This window comes from Streptomyces sp. KLMMK (assembly GCF_036961605.1).
Classification (GTDB): Bacteria; Actinomycetota; Actinomycetes; order Streptomycetales; family Streptomycetaceae; genus Streptomyces; species Streptomyces telluris.
Window position 1 is genome coordinate 1 of record NZ_JBAMDC010000026.1, and the last position, 23,591, is coordinate 23,591.

Sequence of the window (23,591 nt, forward strand, 5' to 3'; positions counted from 1 at the left end):
GCGCAAGCCGCGCCGCCAAGGGGCTGCGCGCGAGGAGGCGGGCGAGATGTCGCGCCGGGTGCTCGACCGGACCGGGGACCATCGCCTGGAGCAGGGCGTTGCCGTCGCCGAGCGGGGTGAGGTGGAGCCAGGCGTCGTCGGTGCGCTCCAGGCGGGCGGTGGTGTCGTCCTGCACGGCCACGCAGGGGGCTTCCCCGGCCAGCAGGTGCCGTCGCCCGGCCGTCCTGTACACGCTCTCCCGGGCAGGCGGGGCGGCGGTGACGGTCCACTGCGGGACGGCCGCGTCAGACGGAACGGGCAGCACCGGCACGGCGTCCGGGTAACGGTCCGCGAGGCGGGCCAGCAGCCGCCGGGCGAGCCGGGCGCCGTCCACGACCGCCGCCGGCTGCGGCAGGGGCGGGCCGGAGTCGCGATCGGGGGTCCAGCGGGCGTGCCGGTGGGTGAGGCGGTGGCTGTCGGCGGCCGGCCCGTCCGCCGCCTCGGTGCCCCACAGTGCGTGGAGCAGCGCGAGGGTGTCGTCGCCCAGCAGCAGCGGGCGGGGTCCGCCGGCCGGGCGGGGCCGGAGCCGGACCGGGTGGCCGCGCGCCGCGAGCAGCCAGGCGCAGGTCAGTTCGGCGAGTCCGGATCCGGCGATCGCGACGGTGGCCGGCCTCACGGGGTCCTCACAGGATGAGGTCGGCGATCAGGGCCTCGGTGGTGGCCCGGTGGCGGGTCATCATGCCGCGCAGGTCGGCGCCGTCGAGCGAGGCGATGGTCTCTTGCAGCTGCCGGGCGGCCCGGGCGGCGGCGAGGGTGGCCCGGCCGTCGGCGATCGCGGTGACGACGCCGGGCTGGGGGGTCTGGAAGCGGGGGGAGACCCTGCGGGAGGCGAGGAGGTGGTTGACCTCGTGGAGGTTGGTCATGGCCCGCCGGGCGTGTTCGATCAGCACGCCTCCGGCGCGGTCGCCCAGCGCCAGGGTCTCCTTCATCGTGCCGAGCAGCACGGCGTAGTTGAGGTCCGCGAGTTGCAGGAGCCGCTGGTCCAGTGGGTCCGGGGTCTTGTCGAGCCTGCGCAGGTACTCGTCCTCGGAGAACTCCTCCAGGTGCCCCTTGATCGCTTCGAACCGCTCGAAGTGGTTCACGCCCTCGTCGATGATGAGTTTGATCAGGTGGGAGAGCCGGTCGGACTGCGGGAACAGGTCGGGGCGTTTGACGATGGTGTGGTGGAGGCGGACGTACATGCCGTCGATGCCGTCCGGATTGAGGTCGGCGCTGGTGCTCTCCACCTTGATGAACCAGTCCAGTTGGGCGGCCGTCAGCGGCTTCAGCTCGAAGACCTGCCCGGACTGGGGCTGGATGGGCATGCCGGGCGGCGGTGGGTCGAGCTTGTGCGGCCTGCCGAGCACGCCGAGGATCTCGTTGACCCATCTCAGGTGGCGCATCTCGTCCACCGCGACCGAGAACACCTCGGCCGCGGCGGCGTGGAACTGCGCGATGGGCGACCGGGGGTTCGTGCCGGGGGCGAGTGTGGTCGGGGCGTTCAGCGAGTAGTGCGCGTACAGGTATTCCAGGCACAGGGCGTGCTCGACGCCGGCCAGCCGCTCGAGTTCCTCGATCACCTTCTCGCGGGTCATCTCGTTGAGGTCGAACGGGGTGCCCGGGCCCAGGCTGTCGTCCTCGCGGCCGTTGAGGACGACGGGGAGCACGTTCCAGTTGGTGATCAGTGCGGGGTGGTCGAGTTCGTCGTCCTCCCGTTCGGCGTAGTTCGGGGTGTCCAGCTTGGGCGGGGGCAGGGTGCGGTCCGAGCGCTGGAAGTTGAGGGGGTGGAACCGGCCGTCGGGGCTGGCCGAGATGTCGGGTTTGGAAGCGGCCCAGTAGTAGCAGCCGCATTCGCGGAAGTCGTACTGCCAAGGAGCGCACAGGCTGCGGGTGAGGTCTCCGGGCAGGTAGACCTCGGGGTCGATGACTCCGTCGGGATCCAGGTAGCCGGCCCGGTCGGCGATCAGGACGGCCGCTTCCACCCTCCCGTCGGTGTCGCGCTGCACGGTGGTGTCGTTCCGCATGCGCCAGGCGTTGAGGCCGTCGGGCACGATGTTCGCGCCCGGGGACCGGCTGCCCGGGGTGGGTCCGAGCAGGATGGCGATCCGGCCCGGCAGCAGGTCGTGGACGCGGCGCCAGAGGGCGAGACCGCTGCGGTCGGTGGCGTGGAACACGGGGGCCTGCGACTCCGACTGATCCACTGCGGTCCGCCCGCACACCGCCCACAGGTGGAGCCGCCACGGGTCGTCCGTGACGCCCGCGCCGAGGTCGGCGGCGGTGAGGTCCAGTACGGACGGGGCGCCCTCGGTGACCCCGGTCAGCCGCGATCCCAGGCCGTGGTGGAAGTCGAACAGCAGGCCGGGGAAGAAGGCCTTCTCCAGGTTGCGCTGGTCGAATTCGAGACCCGGGAAGCAATTGTCCACCCCGCTCTCCGGACGGGAGCCGGACGGGTTTCCCGGGACCGCGTAATCGGCCCGGGCGGTGAGGTTGCGGGGGAAGACCTTCCCCTCGGGTACGGGGAGGTCCACGCTGCCGGGGATCGGGTTGTTCACGGTCGGCTCCTTCGTCCGGGTGGGGTCGCAGGCACGGTCAGCGGGCAAGCCCGGCAGGATCGCCGGGCAGGTCGGAGGGAGTCGTCCGGCGGAAGAAATCCGGTGCGCTCTCGGCGAGTTCGACGTACGCACGCAGGCAGAAGGCCAGCCAGCCGCGGATGTAGTCGCAGCCGGGACGGCCTCGCCGGGCGACCTCGTGGTAGCAACCGCCGCCGCACAGGTACCGCGCCCAGCAGGACCGGCAGGGTTCCGCCCGGTCCACGTGGCGGGCCGCGAGGTGCCCGGCCCGCGCGGCCCGGTCGGATCCCCCGGCGACGGAGCCCATCCGGAACGCCGGGTCGTCCACGAGCCGGTGGCAGGCGTACAGGCCGCCCTCCGCGGAGGCACTGAGGTAGCCGGCCCCGGCGCCGCAGGGGTAGGGGCGGTGACCGCCCGTGTGGAGTTCGTACATCGCGGTCTGGAAGTTACCGAAGGGGTACGGCCGGCCCGCGGCGAGCGCGGCCAGCGCCGCCTCGCCGCATTCGGTCATCTGCTCCAGGAACCCGGCGAAGGCGCTCGCGCCGATCTCGTAGGCCGGGTCGGGGGCGCTGACCACCGCGGCGAAGCCGACCTCGTCGAAGCCGAGGCCGATCCCGTGCTCCAGGACCTCCTTCAGCCGCCCGGTGTACGGGGTCACGCTGACCCGGGCCGACAGGTGGCGCGGCCGCCCGTGCGCGTTCAGCACGTCCAGCCCGGCGCGCAGCCGGTCGTACGCGCTGCCCCCGCCGGGCGCCGTGCGCAACGCGTCGTGGCCGGCCCGGTCGCCGTCGAGACTGACGGCCACGGTGAACGGATGCGCGGCGAACAGCTCGGCGTCCTCCGGCCGGACGGTGGTGAGGTTGGTGGTGAGCGCGAAGCGGACCGCGTGCCCGGTGTCGGCACCGGCCCGGGTCGCGTAGCCGGCCACTTCGTGGATCAGTTCGCGGGCGAGGAGCGGTTCGCCTCCCATGAAACCGACGACGACCGAGGCTCCGGGTGCGGCTTCGGCGAGGAGCCGTTCCACGGCGGCGAAGGCGGTCGCGCGGGGCATGGCGCGGGCGGAGCCGCCGAACCGGCCCTCGTCCGCGTAGCAATGCCCGCAGCTGAGGTTGCAGGCCTGCATCACATTGAGCGAGAGGGAGGCGAGCGGGGGCACCGCGGCGGGGGTGCCGTCGATACGAGGGGCGGGGAATCCCGGCCCGCCCCACAGGGGCAGGCCCAGTTCGGCGGCGAGGGCGGTGTCCGCCGCCGGGTCGTGAGCCGCCGCGCCCGCGGCTGCCGTCCATGCCTCCAGCCGGGCGGCGGCGGCCTCGGGCAGGTCGTAGATCCGGCTTCCGTCAGCCACGAACAGGTGGGCTCCGTGGGAGCTGCGGAAGACCCTGGTCTCGGCGGGGAGGCCGGGAGGAGCGCTGCCCGGGCCCGGCTCCGGATCCCGCTCCGGTTCCGGATCCGGAGGGCGGCGGCCGATCTGCAGGAGGACGCTCACGATCCCTCCTGCACGTTGGCGCGCACGGAGCGGGCCCACGCCACGAGCAGGTCGTACTGGCGGCGCGTCACATGCATGGGGAAGGCGTCGGATCCGCGGACGGCCACGGGCATGCGGCGGTCGTACCAGGGGTCCTCGGCGGCCGGCGGCCTGACGAACTGCTGGATGAAGTCGGGCTGCTCGCGGATGAGGTCCTCCAGGACCTCCAGGGCCGGGAAGCGGCGGTGCTTGCGCCGGCCGCGCTCGGTGAGCGCGAGGGTGACCCCGGCCAGGGGCACCGGTGTGGGGAAGGTACGGGCGCGCGCCTCGGCGACCGAACTCCCCTCGTCCTGGGCGGTGCCGATGTTCTCGCTGGTGGCGCGCTGATTCTGGGCGTCCACGTTGACGGAGTCCATGGCCTCCAGGGCGCGTTCGAACAGGTCGCGCACCTCCAGCGCGGTGAGCTGCTGGTTGTCCCCGGTCACGTATGCGGGGTCGCGGACCTCGGCGCGCTTGACCCGGTCGGTCAGGCCGTCGGCCAGGGAGGTGAAGGGCCTGCGGTCGGGGGCGAAGTCGGGCGGGGTGACGACGACGCGGGCCCGGGCGGTGAGCTCGCCGACGGTGACGGTGACCAAGCCGTCGCACACGTCGTCCACGAGCCCGAAGCTGATTCGGCCGTCCTGCCTGGACGCCCCGGCGTAGAGCTCGGACGGCGCGGTCCGCGGGTCGTCGCTGCCATCGGCCCTGAACTCGCACCAGCGGGAGTCCGGGGAGAGAAACAACCGCTCGGCGGGGAGCGGGTACCGGGTGGTGCGCTCGCGCAGGTTCGTGGGGCCGTAGACCAATCCGGCGGCGGGGGTGAAGCGCAGCCGCAGTCCGGGGAAGGCGGCGCTCGGCCGCGGAATCTGGACAGAGCCGAGCGGGACGTGCCGTTCGGGGGGCACCAGAGGCCGAGCCGCCGTCCGGGGGGAGCGTCCTTCCAAGGGTCTCTTCCGGTGCTGGTTCCCGGCGACCTCCACTGTGGCGTCGATGCGGTCGTCCTCGGCCCGGGTGCACTGGTGCGCCTTGAGATTGGCGACCTCCACCTTCCACCGCACGTCGGCGAGGGTGAGGTCCAAGGCGTCCAGCACCTCGGTGGTGATCGGGCCGTCGTCGCGCACCCCGTCGATGACCCACGAGCCGTGCAGCTCGAAGAAGGGGCAGATGGGCCGGAAACCGCGCTCGTCCTTGAACCGGACCCGGTTGCCCTGGGGCGCGCGTTCCGTCAGGGTGCCGTCGGCGGCGACGACGAGCGAGGGCGCGGGCAGGGCCACGGTCTTGCCGGTGCCCCGGGGGGTCAGGTCGTTGGGCCCGTAGCGGTAGTTCTCGCAGGGTTCGGGGGACGGACCCAGCCGGGCGAAGGCCAGCGGCGGGTAGAGCCACATCTTTTCGATCACCGTGCGTCTCCGTTTCCATGGGGGTCCATCGGGGAGGGGGTGGTGTGCACCAGAAGACGTCGGCTCCCGGACAGGGAGCGGCGTCCCGCACAGGCGGGACGACGTAGTGCGCCGCCGGCCCGTACAAGCACGGCCAGGCCGGGGGCGGCGTCGCCGCTCAGGTCCGCCCGGCCGCGAAGTCATCCGCGACCACCGGGTTCCGGCGGCCGAGGACACCGGGAGTGAGCTCGTCGGTGAATCCGGGGGCGGAGAACGATGAGGGCATGTCGGCACCTCCCGGCGGGTCGCGGGACCCGCAGGTGACGTAGGGCACGAACGAGATCGCCACGCACCGTATCGAACAGAATGCGCCACACCGTCACGGGGCGCGCCCGGGACCGCCTGCCGGACGTCCAGGCGTATCTCCGCCCATACCACCTCCCGAACCGGCGGATGCGCCGGTGCCGAGGCCGGCGGACCTGGTCGAGGCTTCACCCCATCGGCACAGCGTGGGATTGAGCCGGTCCAGTGACCACCGCCCCCGGTCGTCGTGGAAGCCGGGCCGGGTACTGCTGCACGCGGGCCGGCGGACCGACCGGCCTGCCCTCGACCCGCCCTCAGCCTGCCTGCCACCGGCCGCTCGTTCGACCGGCAACCGCGGCGGCCTGGCTTCCCGGCGTGTGGCAGCCTGCTCCCCGCCGGCATCCAGGCAGGCCTCGCCTCAGGCTCTTCGGATCTTCGGTGTCACCTCCCCGGTGTCACCTTCTCGGTGTCTCCTCCTGGGATTCGGCCAGCAGCCTCAGGGCCTGTTGCTTGAGTTCGGGGTCGGCCTTCGCGGCGTTGCCGGCGTCGAAGGGCGGGTGCGGGTCGTACTCGACGGCCAGTTGTATCGCCTTCGCCGTGTTCTCCCCGGCGATCAGGGATGCCAGGTAGAGCGCCATGTCCAGTCCTGCCGACACCCCGGCCGCCGTGACGATCTTTCCCGAGCGGACATAGCGTTCGGGCACGTAGGTGACGTCGTAATGGGTCCGGAGATAGTCGGCGGAGGCCCAGTACGTCGTTGCCTGCCGGCCGTCGAGCAGCCCTGCTGCCGCGAGGACGAGCGAGCCGGTGCACACGGAGGTCGTCCACTGGCTGCGCCGGTCGATCCTGCGAATCCAGCGCAGCAGTTCCTGGTTCTCCATCGCCGCGACCGTCCCGCGATTGCCCGCTCCGGGAACGAGCAGAACGTCGAGGTGGTCGATGTCGGCGATGCACCGATCGGCCATGACGGCTACGTCTCGGGTGTCGGTGCGGACAGGCCCTCGCCGCTGGGCGATCATCGTGACAGTGGCGCCCGGCAGCCGGGAAAGGACCTCTGCGGGGCCGGTCGGATCCAGCAAGCTGTAGCCGTCGTACAACAGGATGCCGATGTCCAGGGCCGTGCCGGCTGCCGGCGTGAGCGGCGCGGCCTGGGCCGCCTGCGCGGTTCCGGTTCCGGTTCCGGTGCCTGCCGCACCCACCGTGGCGAGCGTGGCTGTGCCCACGGCCCCGCGGAGCAGATGTCTGCGTGTCGTCATATGGCTCATGGCAGGGAAGTCTTGTGCCCTGAGGCGACGCGTGCCCGCGGCATGTCCGGCATCTTGCGAATCGTGTCCCCGCCCAGCCCGTAGTGGTCCAAGAAGGCCTGGCGCAGCGTCTGCGGTGACTTGAACCCGCAGCGCCGGGCTATGGAGGCCAGTGACAGGCGGCTCGATCGCACCAGATGCGCGGCCGCCTCCGTGCGGGCCTCGCGTACCGCCCGGGCCGGTGTCGTACCGAGGTGCTCGGTGAAGAGCCGCGTCAGGTGCCGGGTGCTCACACCTGCCCGTGCTGCCAGCGTGCCCGGGGTCAGGTCCTCGGCCAGGTGCGCGGCGATATAGCCGGCGAGGTCCCGCACCAACCGGTCGCCGGGCGGCGGTGCAGCCAGGAACATGCTGATCTGAGCCTGGTCAGCGGGCCGGTGGAGATACGAGACCAGCTCCCGGGCCACCGCACGGGCCAGCGTCGGCCCGTGATCGTCCTCGATCAGCGAGAGCGTGAGATCGAGCGCGCTCGTGACCCCGGCCGCGGTGTAGACGTTCCCGTCACGGATGTAAAGGGGCCCCACGTCCACGGCCACATCAGGGTGCCGGGCGGCGAGCTGCTCACCGTACCCCCAGTGCGTCGTGACCCGCCGGTGGTCCACCAGCCCCGCCGCGGCCAGCACGTACGTTCCGGTGCAGACGGAGGCGACGCGACGGCTGCGCCCGGCCAGCCGCCGGACCTGTGCCAGCAACCGCTCGTCCGCCGACGCCTCCTCGAAACCCACGCCACCGACGACGATCAGCGTGTCCAGCCGCCCCGTCACCGTCTCCAGACCATGCCCGGCCCCCAGCACGATGCCCGCCGAACTGCGGGCCGCGCGACGCCCCAGTGTGCCCAGCTCTATGACATACGGCGGGCTTGCTCCATACCGGTTGGCGATGTCCAACGCGCCGCTGGGGCAAGCGATGTCGAGAATCTGCGCGTCGTCGTAGGCAACGATGAGGATGCGCCGCTGATCGTCCATGGCGCCCATCCCACCACGCACCTGAAACGGCCGCGGTCTCGCGCTCAGCAGCCGCGGCAACCCCGGGCCCGCCCCCGCAGTGAGGTGCGGCCGGGGCCCCGTCGTTCTCAGAACCAGTGCAGGCAGTGCGGGAAGCGCTCAGCGCGGAAGAGGGCGTCGGCGAGGGCGGCCGCGCCCGGGCGGTGGGCCCGGATGTGTCCGGCGCGCACGAGCGTGCTCGGAGCGGTGCCGCCGAGGTAGACCGAGCCCAGGTCGCTCACGTCGAGGGACAGGTCGGGCTCCCGGTCCGTAGGGACGCAGCCGGCCTTGCCGTCCCGGACGGTCAGCAGGTAGCGGCCGTGCTCGCCGAGGAAGGGGTCCTCGACGTCGAGGACGAGCTCGCCGTCCGTGAACCAGCCGCGCGCGGTCAGCGCACGCGGGACGTCCAGCAGCCGCACCCAGAGCCAGTCGGTGTCGCCGCTCACCTCGCCTGCGCGGAAGTCCGCGAGCTGCCAGCGCAGCGGGTGCCCGGGCGGGACGTGCTTGAACACGACCTGGGAGACCAGGTCGTGTCCGAGGACGAACCGGGCCAGGGCCGTGAAGACGGCGTCGTCGGTGGCGATGGTCTCGTCGACGGTCAAGGTCCGGGGTTCGCCGACCGAGTAGCTGGCGTACCCGTCCGGGACACCGTCGGCGTCACGGTGCACGGCGATGTAGCGCGGCGCCGGCGAGATCGGGGGCTGCCCGGCGCGCAGGGCCCACCAGCGGTGCGGCCGGGACAGCGCGCCCGGCTGCGCGCGGCGGTACCGGTCGTAGACCTCCTCCAGAATCTCTCCGCACTCGGCACGACGCAGCACCTCGACCGAGTCGTTGTCCGGGCCGGTCGCCGGGGCGCCGGCCACTCCGCGTGCCCGGGGCTCGGCGAGGGTGGCCCGGTGACGCGGCACCGTCAGCTGCGCCGTGTAGGTCGCCGGCCCGTAGCCGAACCTGCCGTAGATCGTGGCTTCAGAGGCCAGCAGCACGGAGAGGAACTCCCCGCGTGCCCGCATTTCGGCCAGCTGATGCCGCATCATGGCGGTGAGCACGCCTTGGCGCCGGTGCGAGGGCAGGACGCCGACGGCGGTCACCCCGGCCGCCGGGACGAGGATCTCACCGGGCAGGGTGAGCTCGAAGGAGTGCGCGGCGGCGGTGCCGACGGGCCGCCCGTCCGCCGTCGAGGCGAGCAGGCAGCGGTCCGCTTCGAGCGCCGACCACCAGGCCCCGCCGCCGTCGGCCGGGGTTTCCGGGAAGCGTCCGAACGCGGCATGGAGTGTGCCGACGAAGACGTCACGGTCCTCATCGGTCGTGGAACGAATCTGCATTGCCGCCGCTGCCTCCTCGGAATACCGGCACCACGACTCATGGTGCCCGGCGACAGTGCAGCGTTTGCCTCATGCCGGAGCAAGCGAATGACGACCCGGCCGGCGGCCGGTCACAGCACGGACTCGCTACTGATATCGCGATGGCACCGTAGCTCGCACATGGCGGCTTGCATGTCGCGGCTTGCACGTGGCGGCTTGCATGTGGCGGAGGGATCAGATCGGTAGCCCGATGAGCCCCCATCTGCGCCGGTCGGCTTCTGCGACGACCTCGGCCCATCCGTGGAGCAGCGTGATGAATTCCTCGAACCTGCCGACCCAATTCCCGGGAGCGGCTGCGTGGATGTTGAACGGTTCGCGCAGCGCTTCGAGCCGGGGCCCGACTGCGCTCCACGCCTGTGCCAGGGCCGGCACATCAGGGGGCGGGCAGTAGACCAACATGGCGTCGTACCAGGGCTCGGCACCGCCGTCGCCCGGGTCGTCGTCTGCGCCGGGCGGGACGTCATCCGCGCCGGGCGGGACCCGGAGCAGCCCGGCGAGGAAGGTGTCCAGTGCGCTGCGCAGGTCGTCCGGGACGTGCTCCCGCATGGCTTCCCACCGCTCGCCCGCCCAGAAGTGCGGCTTGAAGGACCCGAGGGTGCCGGCGAACTCGTACCGTGCACACCAGGACGGGAACGATCCGCCGGCGGGAGGCAGCCAGGCCCAGCCCTCCTCGAGCGCCCCGTCATAGTCGTCCGGGTCCGCGGCCTCGAAGAGCGCGCTCTCGCGCCCGAGGACGGGGATGTTCTCCAGTTCGGCCCAGTCCACTATGACGGCAGTGATGTCCAATCCCATGATCACGAGCCTACGGCCCGGCGCGCCCGACGACGGGGATCCAGGGAGCCGAGGGGCCGAAGAGGCGGGGAGGGGCGAGGCCGGCGCAAATTGCGAGGCATGACCTACTGCACCGTATGTACTCTTCGGTGTGGATTTCATGATGCAACCTCTTGGAACGGCACATATTCCTGCGCTGACCGGCCTTCGCAAGAGAGTCGAGCACGCGGACGGCACCGGTGTGCACGCCGATGAAACCGATGTCCACGAGGAACTCACCGACCCGAAACTCGACAGGGAACTCAACACGACCGGGGTCTGGCGGGACGGGCGGCTGGTGGCGTACGCGATGGTCTACACCCCGGATTGTGTCCGGGACGTGGTGCGCTTCGAGACCGGCGCCGCCGTCGATCCCGGCTGGCGGCGACAAGGCCTGGGGGCGGAACTGGTCCGGTGGATGCGCACGCGAGCGCGGGCCATCCATGCGGAACGTCACGACGATACGCCCGGCGAGCTGCTGCTGTCCGGAGTCGCGACGAACTCCGGTCTGGCGGCACTGGCGGCGGGCACGGGGTTCACTCCCTGCCGGTACTGGTTCGGAATGACGCACGACTTGCACACCGGAGCGATGCGGGACAGCGCCCTTCCCGGAAATCTGCGGCTCGTCCCTTTCGACATGGCACACGACGAGGCGACCCGCCTTGCTCATAACGAGGCCTTCCAGGACCACTGGGACTTCACCGAAGCCGATGAGAGCGAGTGGCGGGTCTGGGGAACAGGAAACCGCTCCTTCAGAAAAGAGCTCTCCGCGCTCATTCTCGACACCGACGACCAGGTTGCGGCCTATCTCTTGGCAGACGAGTACACCGCCGATACCGCCGCCACCGGACAGCGCTCGTGCACCGTGGCCTTCCTGGGCACACGCCGAGCCCATCGCGGGCACGGCGCGGCCCGCGCACTGCTGGCGCACACCCTCGGTGAAGCACGGCGCCACGGGTACGACCAGGCAGAACTCGTCGTGGACACGGCCGGTACGACCGGCGCCCTGAGCCTCTATCAGGACGTGGGCTTCATCGTGAACCGGCGGTACATCACCTACGCCGGCCCGCTCGACTGACCCTCGCGTCCGACAGCCGACGGCCACCCACGGCCGGAATCCGCCTCTTTTCCCACCGGACCCCTGGCTACAAGCTGAGGAGCGTGCAGGGTCGTCCGGGGAGGAACTCCGGTGCCGTTTTGCTCGCACCGCACGGTACGAGGGGCGAATGGAGATGCAGGTGCGTCAGCCAGTCCGTACCACCGTGGTGGGTGGCAGTATTGCCGGCTGTGCCTGTGCGGTGGCACTCGGACGGTGTGGGCACGCAGTGGACGTATACGAGCGCACTCGTAGCAACCTGGCCGAGCGAGGGCAAGGCATCGCCTTACCGCCTTTCCTGGTACGCGAACTCATCGCCCGCGGCTACATCGGGGAGGACTTCCCGGCCCAGGAGAACCGGGAGCGAATATGGCTCGTTCCCGACCAACGGTGTGCGACTGGCCGGGAACTGTGGCGTCAGCCAAGCTCCGTGCTGACCTGCAACTGGGGACTGCTGTGGCGCCAGCTGCGCGCACGGATTCCCGATTCCTGCTATCACGCGGGGCAGGAGGTGGCGGAGACCGGGGATATCCCGGACGGTGCAGCCGGGATCAGCACTGAGGAAGGCCTTTTGCGCCGCGCAGACCTGGTCGTGGGGGCGGACGGGTACCGTTCTCGCCTCCGCCGGCAGGTGGTGCCGGGTGCGGCGCCCCGCTACGCGGGATACGCCCTGTGGCGCGGCGGTGTTCCGGTGCGCCTCCTGGGCGGCTTGGAACAGGCCCTGGACATGATCGGGCAGGCCTACGGCACGGCGGTGTTCCCCGGTGGGGCAGGCCCTCTTCTACCTGATCACGGCGATTGCTCCTGACGGAGGCCTGGAGCCCGCGGTGAGCTGGGTCCTGTACGCCCGGCCGCCGCGGGAGGCGGCGTTCGATCCGTCGCTGTCCTACCCGCCGGGTCGCGTCACACAGACGCTGATCGGCCGTGCACGTGCCTTGGCGCGGGACGCTCTTCCCACCGCTTGGGGCGAAGTAGTCTCTCGAACTGCCGATGAGGACGTCACCGTGCAGCCCGTCCTCGACCTGGAATTGCCCCGGATCCGCCGGGGGCGGGTCCTGCTTGCAGGAGACGCCTCCTCTCTGGTGCGCCCTCACACGGCCGCCGGTGCGACCAAGGCCCTTCTGGATGCACTGTGCCTGGAAGAGGAGATGAGCCGGGCGCAGTCGCTTGCCGAGGCGATGGCCTCCTACGAAGTCCGAAGGCGCGAACAAGGAAACCAGCTGGTGAAGCTGGGCCGGCGGATGGGGCGCGACCAAGTGGAGAAGGCCCCCGTGTGGAGCGAGATGACCCCGCAGCGCATGGGTGCCTGGGCGCGGGCCACACTTGCCGGCCGGTCTCATTACTTGTACGGGAATGCCCCTGGCCCCCGCCCGGGCGGGGTGCCCGCAGGTTGAGGCCGGAGCATTCGACGGGCCCGGTCGCGGACCCTTCGGCCCGGCCCGCTGCGGGCGGGGAGCAGCGGCCCTGCGGTCGGAAGCAGCGGACGGGCGGGGGCGCTCTTTGCGGCAGCGCCTCGAAGTGATGAACCTTGAGGAAAATGGTTGATCGATCCCCACCGATTGATCCATGAACCTAGCCTTCAGGTGGTTTTGCGAAGCTTCTTCCGGATACGCCTCAGAGCCACTTCACTGCAGGCAGACACCCGCAAGACCTGCGACGGGACGGTTGTCCACGCGGGAACATCTGCCGCCCGGAAGCCCGGAATGGTCAGGTCCGCCAGTGGAAGTGACGGCACATGGGTTCGTACTCTTCGTGGCCGATACGCCACTTTCCCCGCGAGCCGGGCGCCACTTCCTCCGCCCGGCCGGATACCGGCGCCCGCGCACACGGTTCCGGTAACTGCCGCCTGTGACATCCTCGGTGAGGTGACGAGCGAACCTGTCAAGGACGAGGAGTCCGGCGTCGCACCCGACGTCGTCGCGCTGGCCAAGATCGTGGCCGCGTTACGCGCCGAAAACGAGCGCCTGCACCACCAGGCGTCCACCGCTGCCGTGCTGGAGCGCGCCAAAGGCCTGCTGATGGCACGGTCGGGATGCTCGGCTGCAGAAGCGCACGAAGAGCTGACGCGGCGGGCGCGAGCCGACGGCCGCACGCTGACCGAGGAGTGCTGGATCGCCCTCGGCGACATCCCGCAGGCGGCCCGCCCGCCCTTCGCCGCCGCCGAGGGCGCCGCCGCCGAGGGCACCGCGGGCGTCCCCGGCGCCTCGGACCAGGGTTCCCCCGGGCCGTCCCGGTCGATGCGCCACGGCCCGGCCCCCGCCGCCGGCCGAGCCGGGCAGGCACCGGAACCGGGCACGGAGCCGCGCCCGCCCTCCCCCACCGCGCTCCTCGGCGAGCTCGGCGTGGCGCTCACCGGCGCCGCCTGCCCGCAGGATGTCGCGGAACGGCTGCTGGACCATCTGGCCGGGCCCCCGGTCCGGGCCGACGCCGTCCTCCTCTTCTCCCGTACCGTGCACGACGCCCTGGAGCTCACCGGGCACGCCGGCGCCGGGGCCGCGGTCGCCGACCAGTGGCGGTCCGTGCCGCCCGTCGGCGGCTTCGCCGCCCTGGAGACCGTCCGCCGCGGCGAAGCCGTATGGCTGGAGGACCCGGTACAGGACGCGCAGCGCTACCACCTGATCGGGCAGCCGCCGCAGAAGTGGCGCACCCGCGCCTGGCTCCCGGTCACCACCGGCGGCAGGGTCACCGCGGCCCTTGGCGTCCTGCGCACGGTGGACGCCCCCTTCGGCGAGGACGTGCGCGAGCTGCTGCGGTCCGTCGCCCGGCTCTGCGCCGGGAGCCTCCGCGCAGGGGATCTGCACCCGGAGCCGCTCCGGCTGAACGGACGCCCCGGGCCGTCCGGGAGGTCCGGGGTCCCGGAGGGCTCCGGATGGTGCGCGCCGACCGGACAGCCCGCGCAGCCCGGCTGCCCGGGAGGGGCCGAACCCGGCACGGCCGCACTCGTCCAGGCCGTCTTCGACGTCCTCCCGGGCCCCGCTGTCCTCCTCACCCCTCTGCGGTCACCAGCAGGTGACGTCGAGGACTTCCGCATCGACGCCGCCGCGCCGGAATCCGTCGACATCGCCGGCCGGCGCGGCCGCCGGCTGGTCGGGCTGCGGGTCCTGGAGTGCTACCCCACCGTGGCCGGCGCCGACGTCTGGCAGGGCTACCTGCGGACACTCACCACGGGGACGCCGTACGAGGGTGGTCCCTTCACCTACGAGGAGGTCGTCGCCGGCCTGCGGCAGCGCTCCGTCTATTCCGTCCGCGCAGCAAAACTCGGTGACGCGCTCGTGGTCACCTGGGCAGGTCACGACGACGTCTCCCGGCAGCAGGCCCTCCTGGCCGACCTGCAGCGGCTCGGCAACCTCGGCTGGACGGACTGGAACCTCGTCACGGGTGCCATCACCTGGTCACCCCAGGTCCACACGATTCTCGACCACGACCCGGAATCGGGCCCGCTGCCCCTCGACGCCTTCCCCGGGGACGTCCTGCCCGAGGACGCCCCGGACTTCACCCGCGCGCTCCAGGGTCTCCTCGGCGCGGGCACCCCGGTCGACCACACGGTCCGGATCACGACGCGGGGCGGTGTCCGGCACCTGCGGGTCGTCGCCGAGGCGGTGCCGGACGCCCACGGCACCCCCGTCGAAGTGCACGGTTTCGTTCAGGACGTCACAGCGCAGCGCACCGCCGAACTGGCACTGACGGAGACCCGGCAGGCCGTCCTGGCCCAGCGCAACGTCCTGCAGGCGGAACGCACGGTCGCCGCCCGTCTGCAGCACGCCCTTCTGCCGCTGCCGGGGCAGTCGCTGAACCTGGGCGATCTGCGCGTCGACGTCGCCTACCTCCCCTCCCACGACGACCTCAATGTGGGCGGCGACTGGTACAGCGCCCTCGAAATGCCCGGCGGCGGCGTGCTCTTCGCGGTCGGCGACGTGGCCGGACACGGCATCGACGCGGTGGCCACGATGGCCCAGCTGCGCTTCACGGCCAAGGGCATGGTCGTCACCGGCTCGTCGCTCACCGGTGCGCTGCACCGGCTCAACACCCTGCTCCTGCACACCCGTGACCACCACGCCACCGCCACCCTCGTGCTCGGCCGCTACGACCCCGCCGACCGCTGCCTGACCTGGGTCCAGGCGGGCCATCCACCGCCCCTGCTCGTGCGCCACGGGAAGGCGCAGTTCCTCTCCCCGCCCGAGGGCATACTGCTCGGCGCCACACTGCGGCCCTCCTTCGGCGAGGCCGTGTGCCGGATCGCCCCCGGCGACCACCTGCTGCTGTACACCGACGGCCTGGTCGAACGCCCCAGGGAACACTTGGACGCGGGACTGGGCCGCCTCGCCCGCGCCGCCGAGACCGAACTGTCCGCAGACGGCCCCGGCTCGCTCGACACCCTGCTGTCCCGTCTCCTCCCGGACGAACAGCGCGACGACGTGTGCCTCCTGGACATCCACCTGCCCGCATGATGAACGCCGTCCTCTGCGCCGACCACACCGGCGTCCCCTGACGCTGCCTGCCCCACAGGCCGCCGGGCGAGGCTCCCAGAGAGCTCCACGGCTCCCACATGTTCACTATGGGCGCCTTGTCGGGTTGTTTCCTGTATTGGTTCACTCGATCCGGTCGGGAGGCACGTTCCTGAGCATGTGGGTTCCGTCCGATGACCATGCTCTGGGTGACTTCTGAAGCTGCAGGTGAATGCCGGGGCACAGGTTCGTGACCGGCCCGGAGAGGTGGGTCCATGACAGGGCCGGATCTACAGGACGGGCAGAGCGGGCCCGGCAGGCTCGTTGCACGACGGGGAGTGCTGGCAGCCGCCGCTCTGGCTCCCCTCGCCGCTGCGACTCCTTCTTCTGCCGCAGCCTCTCCGGAGCCCGGCCACCGCCACGTTCTTCACCCCGTACGAACCACCATCGGAGACTGGCGGGACGTCGGCAAGGAGTTGCTGACGGAAGGCATCATGTGGGGAGAGACCTTCCGTGCCGGCTTCCCACGCCGTGACCTGCGGGTGACCTCCCGGGGAGTCGAGGTGGCCACCAATCTGGCGCTGCGCAGCTATGCCGCCTTCACCCGCTATGGCGACGGGCGCACCATGATCATGGGTGACCTGGCGGTCACCGAGGAGGAGCTGGGGCGCGTGACCGATGTGGTCCAGGCGGCCGGGCTGGAACTGACGTCGGTCCACAAGCACTTGCTCGCCCACGCCCCGGCCCTGCTGTGGTGCCACGTCCACGCCCTTACCGAGGCCCCGGAAGTCGCCGCCCGTCACATTCGTGCCGCGTTGGAGACGACGGGCACGCCGCTGCCTCCGCGGCTTGCCACCCCGGCGGCCGCGGACCTGGACACCGGCCGACTCGATGCGGTGTTGCGCGGCCGGGGTACGGATTACGCAGGGACCTACAAGTTCACATTCGCCAGGCGTGAGACGCTCGTCGACCACCACCGGGTCATCCCCTGGGGGATGGGCGCGGTCACCGGCGTCAACTTCCAGCCGCTGGGCCGAGGAAGGGCCGCAGTCAACGGCGCCCTGGCCCTGACCGCCGGCGAGGTACAGCCCGCGATCAGGGCCTTGCGTCGCGGCGGTATCGACGTCGTCGAGCTGCACAACCACACGCTCACCGAGGAACCACGCCTCTTCTTCGCCCACTACTGGGCCGTCGGCGACGCAGTCGGCCTGGCCCACTGCCTCAGCGCGGCCGTGGCAACGACGAACGTGACCTGGCAGGCCACCCCCGGGGTCGACCGCACGCGTTCCTGAACGCCGCCGCCTCGAACTCCGCCCCCCGAACAGGCAACTGTCCGGGCGTACTTGGGCGTCCTTCAGGCGTGGCACACCCGCGCCCCGCACCGCTCCGATGACCGCACTGCGGTCATGTCAGCACGCCGGAGAGTCCGGTCGGCCGCCGCGGCGTCCCGCCATACCGTTCACCCATGTGGGTGATTCGATAGTGTAAATATCTCGATATCCTCAGAACAGCCTTTTGCATATCTTGCGTGAGATGAGGGAGCTATGGGGGAAATCATCTCAGATGGTACGGCAGTGGTAGACGACCCGTTCGACATCGATCTGCGAGTGCTGCATCCCGATGACGGCCTTGATGTGTGGTTGTCCCGCTGGCCGTCGCAGGGGTGCCCCACCAGGCCGTTGTGCGGGCCGACCGAGTCGCCCACGTGGGCGTCGACGTGCGGTGGTGGTCCGCAGTCCGGGAATCCCTGCAAGTGCTTCTGAGCTCCGGCTCGCCTGGCGTGGTGACAGAGGGGGAAGACCAATGAGGAAGCCTGTGAGGAAGGTGCTCGGAGTGCTCGCCGTGCTGGGGGCGGTCGGCTGGGCATGGTTGTGCGGGCCCGTTGACGTTGCGCCGGCCACGGTGTGCGTCGGCAGTGTGAGCTGCCAGGAGATCAACTGATCGGGGCGGGGCCGCCTTTGTACGTGCCCGGCGCAGTGGCCATGGTGCGGCTGCCCCTCCTGCCCGCCGCCCACCTGTCGAAGACCTGGTCGGGGGCCCCGTCGGCGGCAGCCGACGGGGAGGACGGACGGGACTGGCCGGAGGACTGGCCCCGCGTCCTGGCCGGGCGGCTGTGGAGTGACGCGCGGCTGCGTGAGGCCGTGCGGATCTCCAGCCCGGCTCTGGCCGCCTCCGCCGACCGGCTGCTGTCCGGCCGGATCACCGGGGCTGCTCGCCGTCGGCGCGTGGCACTGGCCCTGACCCGCTACGCGGTACGCGCCGCCGGACGACCCACACCGTTCGGGCTCCTGGCCGGCGTCTGTGCCGCACGCTTCGGTGACACGGCGGACGTACGGATCGGGGAGGACCACCGCCGCGCTGTCCAGCCGGACGGCGCGTGGCTGGCTGCCTTCCTCAGCAGCCTGGAGCGGGACGCCGACATCCTGTGCCGCTTGCGGCTGGTGGTCAACGACCAGTGCCACGTACGGGGAAATCGCCTGGTCCTGCCCACCGGGCGCCGGACTCCGGCCGACGCCGGCTCCGACGCGGGCTCCGAAGCCGGGCCGCTGCCCGCGGGGCCGTCGGGCTTCCGCGAGAAGTCGGTCCGCCTGACCAAGGCTGTGGAGGAGGTGCTTCGGGCGGCCGTCACACCGGTCACCGGCGGAGAGCTGCTGGATGCGCTGGTGCGCTCCTTCGGGGAGCAGCACCGTGACGCGGCCTTGAGCGTGATCCGTGCGCTGACGGCCCAGGAGTTCCTCGTGTCCGGGCTGCGCCCGGCCCTTCTGGCACCTGATCCTCTGTCCCGCCTGGACGAGATGCTCTCGGCCACGGGCAATGCCGCCGCCCGGCAGCGCGAGAACCTGGGGCGCGTACGGGAGCGTGTGACCTCCTACCGGCTCGGCGGACCGGGCAGCGGGGAGGGAAGACTGGAGGCGCTGCTCACGACGCTGCACGCGGTGCAGGACACTCCGACGCGCGACCGTCCCCCCGTCCAGGTGGACATGTTCCTCGATGCGGACGTCACACTGCCCGCAGAGGTCGGCCACGAGGCCGCCCGGGCGCTGGAGGTGCTGTGGCGCGTAGCCGCTCGCCATCCCCGAGCAGTCGGCGCGACGTACCACGCCGCTTTCGTCGAGCGGTACGGCACGCAACGCCTCGTACCGCTGAACGAACTACTCGACCCCGAGCGCGGGCTGGGGCCTCCGGAGCACTTCGCACCAGCAGCCCACCGACCGGGCGTCGCCCGGGCATCTACTGAGGGGCCGGAGGACAGAGCCGGGCGGGAGATGCTGCTCGGCGAGCTCGTGCAGAGCGCCGGTGTGGGTCCGCACCGGGAAGTGGTGCTGACCGACGCCCGGGTCGAGCGGCTGGCATCGCTCGGACAGAGCCGTCCGGTTCCCCCGGCGGCACCGACGGCCGAGATGTGCGCCCGCCTGCTTGCGGCCTCCGTGGCCGACCTGACGGAAGGCCGCTTCCTCCTCGTCCTGTCGGGCACGGGAGGCAGCGCGCAGGCCGGGGCCCACTTCGGGCGCTTCGCCGGTCAGGTGCCGGAGTTCGCCGCAGAACTGGGCCGCATGCTGTCGGCCGGCCGGGAAGACAGTGGCGCAGTGCCCGCGCAGCTGATGTACGCGCCGTCCGACGCACGGCTGACCAACGTCTGCCGCGTCCCCCGGGTGCTGGCCCAAACCGTAGCCGCCGGGGCCCACACCGATCCTGCTGACCCCGGCGCGATCCGCCCCGGCGACCTGCTGATCGGGGCCGACGAGCACAGGATGTACGCGGTCTCCCGTCGCCTCGAACGCGAAGTGACCGCCCTGGTGCCCCACATGCTCAACCCACACGGCTCTGCGCCGCACCAGGCACGATTCCTCCAGGAGCTGGCATTCCAGGGGCACCGCGTGCACTGGGCCTGGTCGTGGGGAGGGCTCGAGGTCCTGCCGTTCCTGCCGCGCGTTCGGCGCCACCGCACTGTGCTCGCCCCCGCCCGCTGGCGGCCGAACGCGGCACTATGCGATGCCGCCGTCCCCCATCGCCGCTGGGCAGCGTCCCTCGACGAATGGCGGGCGACGTGGTACGTCCCCGACCACGTCGTCCTGGTCCGAGGTGACCACCGGCTGGCCGTGCACCTGGGGGACGCCTGGCACCGCAGCCTCGTCCGCGACGAGCTGCGCAGGCACCCCGACACGGTGATCGAGGAAGTCCCGGTGATCGGCGGCGACCCCGGCAGCGGCTGGTCGGCCGGCTTCGCCGCAGAGGTCGTCATCCCCCTGCTCCCGGCACCGTCACCGCCCACCGCGTCACCGTCACCGCGCGCCACCCGGTACCGGCCCCGCATGCCTGTACGGCTCGTACGGCCCGTCACGGCACCGTGCCACCTCCCCGGCGGGGAGTGGCTGTCGGCCAAGCTCTACGCCTCCGCGAACCGGCACGACGACATCCTCGTCGACCAGCTGCGGCCCTTCGTCCGCACGCTGCCCGAGGCAGTGGACCGGTGGTTCTTCCTGCGCTACGCGGACCCTGCGCCTCACCTGCGTCTCCGCTTCCACGCGCCACCCGCGGTGCTCAGCACCACCACATTGCCGGCGCTGCACGACTGGGCGGGAAGGCTCCGGGAGCTCGGCCTGCTTCAGGACCTGACCCTGTGCGCCTACGAGCCGGAGATCGAACGCTACGGCGGCACCGAAGCGATGGCGTCGGCCGAGCAGGTGTTCCACGCCGACAGCCTCGCCGTCCTGGAGACCCTGCACGCACGGGCGGCCGGCCGGTGGCAGGTGTCCGGGCCGGAGCTCGCCGCTGCCGGCATCATGGAACTGGCGCGCCAGTTCGCCGGCGTCCTGGGAGACGGCTATGCCCTCACCCTTGCCATGGGGCAGGGCTACCACCACACGAGCGCGCACCAGCGGGCCCGAGCACGTTCCTTCCTCGACCCGGCAGGCGGCCAGGGAGGTCCGGCCGGGCGGGGGCCGGGCGGGCCCACAGGGCGTAGGTCGAGCGACTCCCTACGCCTCCTGCTCGCCCCGCGCCACCCGGCCGTCAGCGCCTACGGGCGACTCCTGAGGCGCACGGGACCGCAGCAGGGCTCGTCGGCGACCATCCTGCGCAGCCTCGGGCACATGACGGCCAACCGGCTCGGTCTCACGCCCGACGAAGAACTGGCCGCCCACGAGCTGGTCCGTGCGACACTGCTGGCCGACCGCGCCCGCCGCCGCGACCACCGCGCGAGAGGGTCGGCGTGACCGCGCGGAAAGGCATGCGCTGCCGGGCCCCCTCCGCGACGCGCGAACGCGCGGCCGAGGTGGTGGCACACGTGGCTGCCCGGCTCGCCGACCCGGCGGAGGTCGCGGCCCGCTGTTCAGGAGCGGAAGAGCAGCTGTGGCAGCCGCTTTCCTTGTCCGACGGCCACCCGGGCGTTGCCCTGCTCTTCGCCGAGCTGGCGGCCCACGACCCGGCGTTCCTCCGCACGGCTCACGGGCACCTGGCAGCAGCGGCCCGTAGCGCACTGCCTGACGGGGGTCTGTTCAACGGCGTGACGGCCCTGGCCTTCGCGGCGACAGCCTCAGCCGCCGCCCACGCGGACCGCTCTGCCTACCGCACCATGCTGCAGCAACTCGACGAGCGCATCGCCAGGTACTGCGCGCTGCTGTCGGACCACGAACGTGAACGGCGCGCCGGCGGCCCCGCCGCCGGGCCGACAGCCTGGAACGTGTACGACGTGATCACCGGATTGTCCGGGGTGGGGCGGTACTTGCTGCTGCGCGGCGACACGGCCGCTGCAGGCCGGGCGGCTCGTACCCTGGTCTCGGTGTGCGCACCGGCCCAGGGCGGCCGGGGCCCGGTGCCGGGGTGGTGGGCGAACCACGGGCCCGGCTCGGACGCCGACGCCTACCCCGACGGCCACCTCAATCTGGGCCTGGCCCACGGAGCACCGGGGATTCTCGCCTTCCTCGCCCTGGCGTGGCGGCAGGGCTGCCGCGTGGACGGCCAGCGGCGGGTGATGGGCACCATCGTGGACTGGCTGCTGGAGCGGGCCGGGACCGATAGCGCCGGTCCGTACTGGACGTACGCCGTGCCGCCGGGCGACGGCGTATCGCCGGGCGACGCCGTACCGGGCGGTGCGAGCGGTACGGCCGGTCTCCCGGCCCGGACCGCCTGGTGCTACGGCAGCCCCGGGGTCGCGCGCGCCCTGTGGCTCGCCGGCCATGCCCTGGGGGAACCGTCCTGGCGGCAGCAGGGCCTTGCAGCGCTGCTCGCAGCGCTCGAACGTCCGGGCGCCGATTGGGGCGTCCACGACGCTTCCTTGTGCCATGGATGGGCGGGGCTGCTGCAGATCACCACCCGCATGGCACACAGCTGCCCGGACGCGGGGCTCGAACCGGCGGCCGGCCACCTGGCCGTACGAGCCCTCAACGCGTTCGACACGACCGCGCCCTTCGGCTTCCGTCAGCACCTGCCCAGCGGAGGGCCCGTCAGTCGTCCCGGATTCCTGGAAGGGGCTGCGGGCACCGCTCTCGCGCTGCACGGGTACGCGCGGGCAGCACTTCCCCGCATCCCGTGGGACGCAGCGCTCCTGTTGAACTGAGGGACCGGCGTCCGCCCTAATGCAGTCGCTCCGCGAGGTAGCGCTGGAACTGCCACAACGGGCGCTCCAGATGCGAGAACCGTCCGTTGGACGGAGCCGGGTGGGAGGCCAGGCCGCGCTGAACGCCCCGGACGGCCACCAGGTCCTCTTCCTGGATCCGGGCGATCTGCGCACGAATGCCGACCAGTTGCTCTGCGAAGCCGGGTGTGTCCGGCACTCCGGGCGGGACCATGGCCGTGATCCGGGTGTCGTGGCTGGCGGGGCCGGTGGGCAGCCAGCGAATGCTGACCGCGCTGTCGGGCAGGACCGCCAGGACGAACTGCGGGAAGATCCCGGCGATGAGCATCCCCGGCCGCGATCCCTGATCGGATCCCGAATGCCTCCCCAGGCCGGTGCCGCCCTGCTCGGGGTACGACAGCGGCGTGAACATGGTGAACCAGCGACCGTCGCACTCGTGGACTTCTGTGTCCCGGCCCGGCAGCACCGGATCCAGTGTTGCCGCATGCGTACCCATGTGGTGGTAGTTCTCCGAACCGTTTTCCACCGCCACCTTCCAGTTCGCGGGTACGCCCTCCCAGGTCCGGGTGTGGACACTCACCCAGTCGGCGATCCTGTGGCTGCTCAGCCGCAGGTCCAGCTCGTGCAGTCCGGGCGCCGCCGGTGCCGCGCCGGGGTCGAGGTTGAGCATGACGAAGCCGTTCCAGACCTCGACACGGTGCGCCGGGAGCCGGCAGCCGGCCCGGTCGAAGTCGACCCGCTGCATCAACGGAGCACCGGCGAGCTGCCCCGCATACCGGCCGTTCAGCCGGTAGGTCCAGGTGTGATACGGGCAGGTCAGCCGCTTCAGGCAGCCGTGCTCGGGGGAGGTCTCCGGCGGCAGGAGATCCATGAACCGGTGGCGGCACACCCGGGACAAGGCATGCAGCTCGCCCTCCTCGTCCCGGGTGATCACCAGCGGCGTGCCGAGGACGTCCAGCCGCAGATAGCTCCCCGGCTGCGGAATCTCCTCGGCCCGCGCCACGCACAGCCACTCCCGCCGGAAGATCCGTTCGACTTCCCATTCGTACAGCTCCGGGGAGGTGTAGGCCCGGGGTGGCAGCGTCCGCCCGCGTTCGAGCGGGAGCGCGGCCAGACGCTGCAGCTCCGCGAGCATCTCGCGCAGCGCCTCGGGGGCGGAGGACTCGGGGGCGGAGGACTCGGGGGCCGCGGGCCCCTGGGCCTGAGCCTGAGCCTTGGCCTTGGCCTTGGCCTGGTCGGGAGTCATG

The 23,591-nt window shown here is 71.8% G+C and carries 17 protein-coding genes; 7 read left to right on the forward strand and 10 right to left on the reverse strand.

Annotated elements, in window-relative coordinates; genetic code table 11:
* The 9 genes from V7793_RS07745 to V7793_RS07785 all read right to left on the reverse strand — a co-directional run.
* Nucleotides 1–655, reverse strand: a 655-nt coding sequence (locus tag V7793_RS07745; protein WP_336003586.1) for an NAD(P)-binding protein, incomplete at its 3' end; no start/stop codon positions are given.
* Nucleotides 656–662: 7 nt separating this feature from the next.
* Nucleotides 663–2,570: a ferritin-like domain-containing protein gene (locus tag V7793_RS07750; protein WP_336003587.1), complete on the reverse strand. Its 1,908-nt coding sequence runs from the start codon at nt 2,568–2,570 to the stop codon at nt 663–665.
* 37 nt (nt 2,571–2,607) lie between these two features.
* Nucleotides 2,608–4,074 (reverse strand): radical SAM/SPASM domain-containing protein, encoded by a 1,467-nt coding sequence (locus V7793_RS07755; protein ID WP_336003588.1) that lies wholly within the window; start codon nt 4,072–4,074, stop codon nt 2,608–2,610.
* Complete coding sequence (locus V7793_RS07760) at nt 4,071–5,489, reverse strand: hypothetical protein (RefSeq protein ID WP_336003590.1); 1,419 nt, start codon at nt 5,487–5,489, stop codon at nt 4,071–4,073. Before V7793_RS07760 ends, V7793_RS07755 begins: the two co-directional genes overlap by 4 nt.
* 157 nt (nt 5,490–5,646) lie before the next feature.
* On the reverse strand, nt 5,647–5,817 hold the full coding sequence (locus V7793_RS07765; protein WP_336003592.1) for a hypothetical protein: 171 nt from the start codon (nt 5,815–5,817) through the stop codon (nt 5,647–5,649).
* 409 nt (nt 5,818–6,226) lie between these two features.
* A complete protein-coding gene (locus V7793_RS07770) occupies nt 6,227–7,036 on the reverse strand; it encodes a DJ-1/PfpI family protein (RefSeq protein ID WP_336003593.1) in 810 nt (269 codons plus the stop codon).
* Nucleotides 7,033–8,019 (reverse strand): GlxA family transcriptional regulator, encoded by a 987-nt coding sequence (locus V7793_RS07775; protein ID WP_443057863.1) that lies wholly within the window; start codon nt 8,017–8,019, stop codon nt 7,033–7,035. Before V7793_RS07775 ends, V7793_RS07770 begins: the two co-directional genes overlap by 4 nt.
* Before the next feature lie 125 nt (nt 8,020–8,144).
* Nucleotides 8,145–9,377, reverse strand: a complete 1,233-nt coding sequence (locus V7793_RS07780) for a GNAT family N-acetyltransferase (protein WP_336003596.1) — start codon at nt 9,375–9,377, stop codon at nt 8,145–8,147.
* A gap of 213 nt (nt 9,378–9,590) precedes the next feature.
* The gene (locus V7793_RS07785) at nt 9,591–10,208 is read right to left on the reverse strand and encodes a hypothetical protein (RefSeq protein ID WP_336003598.1); all 618 of its coding nucleotides are present in this window, start codon (nt 10,206–10,208) and stop codon (nt 9,591–9,593) included.
* A 139-nt stretch (nt 10,209–10,347) separates the two neighbouring features.
* Between V7793_RS07785 and V7793_RS07790 the strand changes: the two genes are divergently transcribed.
* The 7 genes from V7793_RS07790 (at nt 10,348) to V7793_RS07820 (ending at nt 22,326) form a co-directional block, all read left to right on the forward strand.
* Nucleotides 10,348–11,304, forward strand: a complete 957-nt coding sequence (locus tag V7793_RS07790; RefSeq protein ID WP_336003651.1) for a GNAT family N-acetyltransferase — start codon at nt 10,348–10,350, stop codon at nt 11,302–11,304.
* Between the two features lie 247 nt (nt 11,305–11,551).
* Nucleotides 11,552–12,130, forward strand: coding sequence for a hypothetical protein (locus V7793_RS07795; RefSeq protein ID WP_336003599.1), 579 nt, complete (start codon nt 11,552–11,554; stop codon nt 12,128–12,130).
* The gene (locus tag V7793_RS07800; protein ID WP_336003601.1) at nt 12,087–12,716 is read left to right on the forward strand and encodes an FAD-dependent monooxygenase; all 630 of its coding nucleotides are present in this window, start codon (nt 12,087–12,089) and stop codon (nt 12,714–12,716) included. The genes V7793_RS07795 and V7793_RS07800 overlap by 44 nt, the downstream gene beginning before the upstream one ends.
* 471 nt (nt 12,717–13,187) lie before the next feature.
* A complete protein-coding gene (locus tag V7793_RS07805; protein WP_336003603.1) occupies nt 13,188–15,770 on the forward strand; it encodes a SpoIIE family protein phosphatase in 2,583 nt (860 codons plus the stop codon).
* Between the two features lie 272 nt (nt 15,771–16,042).
* Nucleotides 16,043–17,059, forward strand: coding sequence for an LppY/LpqO family protein (locus tag V7793_RS07810; RefSeq protein WP_336003605.1), 1,017 nt, complete (start codon nt 16,043–16,045; stop codon nt 17,057–17,059).
* Nucleotides 17,060–17,731: 672 nt separating this feature from the next.
* Nucleotides 17,732–20,983 (forward strand): lantibiotic dehydratase, encoded by a 3,252-nt coding sequence (locus V7793_RS07815; protein ID WP_336003607.1) that lies wholly within the window; start codon nt 17,732–17,734, stop codon nt 20,981–20,983.
* Complete coding sequence (locus V7793_RS07820; RefSeq protein WP_336003609.1) at nt 20,980–22,326, forward strand: lanthionine synthetase C family protein; 1,347 nt, start codon at nt 20,980–20,982, stop codon at nt 22,324–22,326. The genes V7793_RS07815 and V7793_RS07820 overlap by 4 nt, the downstream gene beginning before the upstream one ends.
* Nucleotides 22,327–22,342: 16 nt before the next feature.
* On the opposite strand, the gene V7793_RS07825 is transcribed toward V7793_RS07820, so the two are convergent.
* The gene (locus tag V7793_RS07825; RefSeq protein WP_336003611.1) at nt 22,343–23,590 is read right to left on the reverse strand and encodes an aromatic ring-hydroxylating oxygenase subunit alpha; all 1,248 of its coding nucleotides are present in this window, start codon (nt 23,588–23,590) and stop codon (nt 22,343–22,345) included.
* Between the last annotated feature and the right edge of the window lies 1 nt (nt 23,591).

Bases quoted from the DNA above. Each gene is read 5' to 3' on its own strand.
- V7793_RS07785 (WP_336003598.1), bottom strand. From the start codon at position 10,208: ATGGGATTGGACATCACTGCCGTCATAGTGGACTGGGCCGAACTGGAG.
- V7793_RS07780 (WP_336003596.1), bottom strand. From the start codon at position 9,377: ATGCAGATTCGTTCCACGACCGATGAGGACCGTGACGTCTTCGTCGGC.
- V7793_RS07770 (WP_336003593.1), bottom strand. From the start codon at position 7,036: ATGAGCCATATGACGACACGCAGACATCTGCTCCGCGGGGCCGTGGGC.
- V7793_RS07825 (WP_336003611.1), bottom strand. From the start codon at position 23,590: ATGACTCCCGACCAGGCCAAGGCCAAGGCCAAGGCTCAGGCTCAGGCC.
- V7793_RS07790 (WP_336003651.1), top strand. From the start codon at position 10,348: ATGATGCAACCTCTTGGAACGGCACATATTCCTGCGCTGACCGGCCTT.
- V7793_RS07810 (WP_336003605.1), top strand. From the start codon at position 16,043: ATGACAGGGCCGGATCTACAGGACGGGCAGAGCGGGCCCGGCAGGCTC.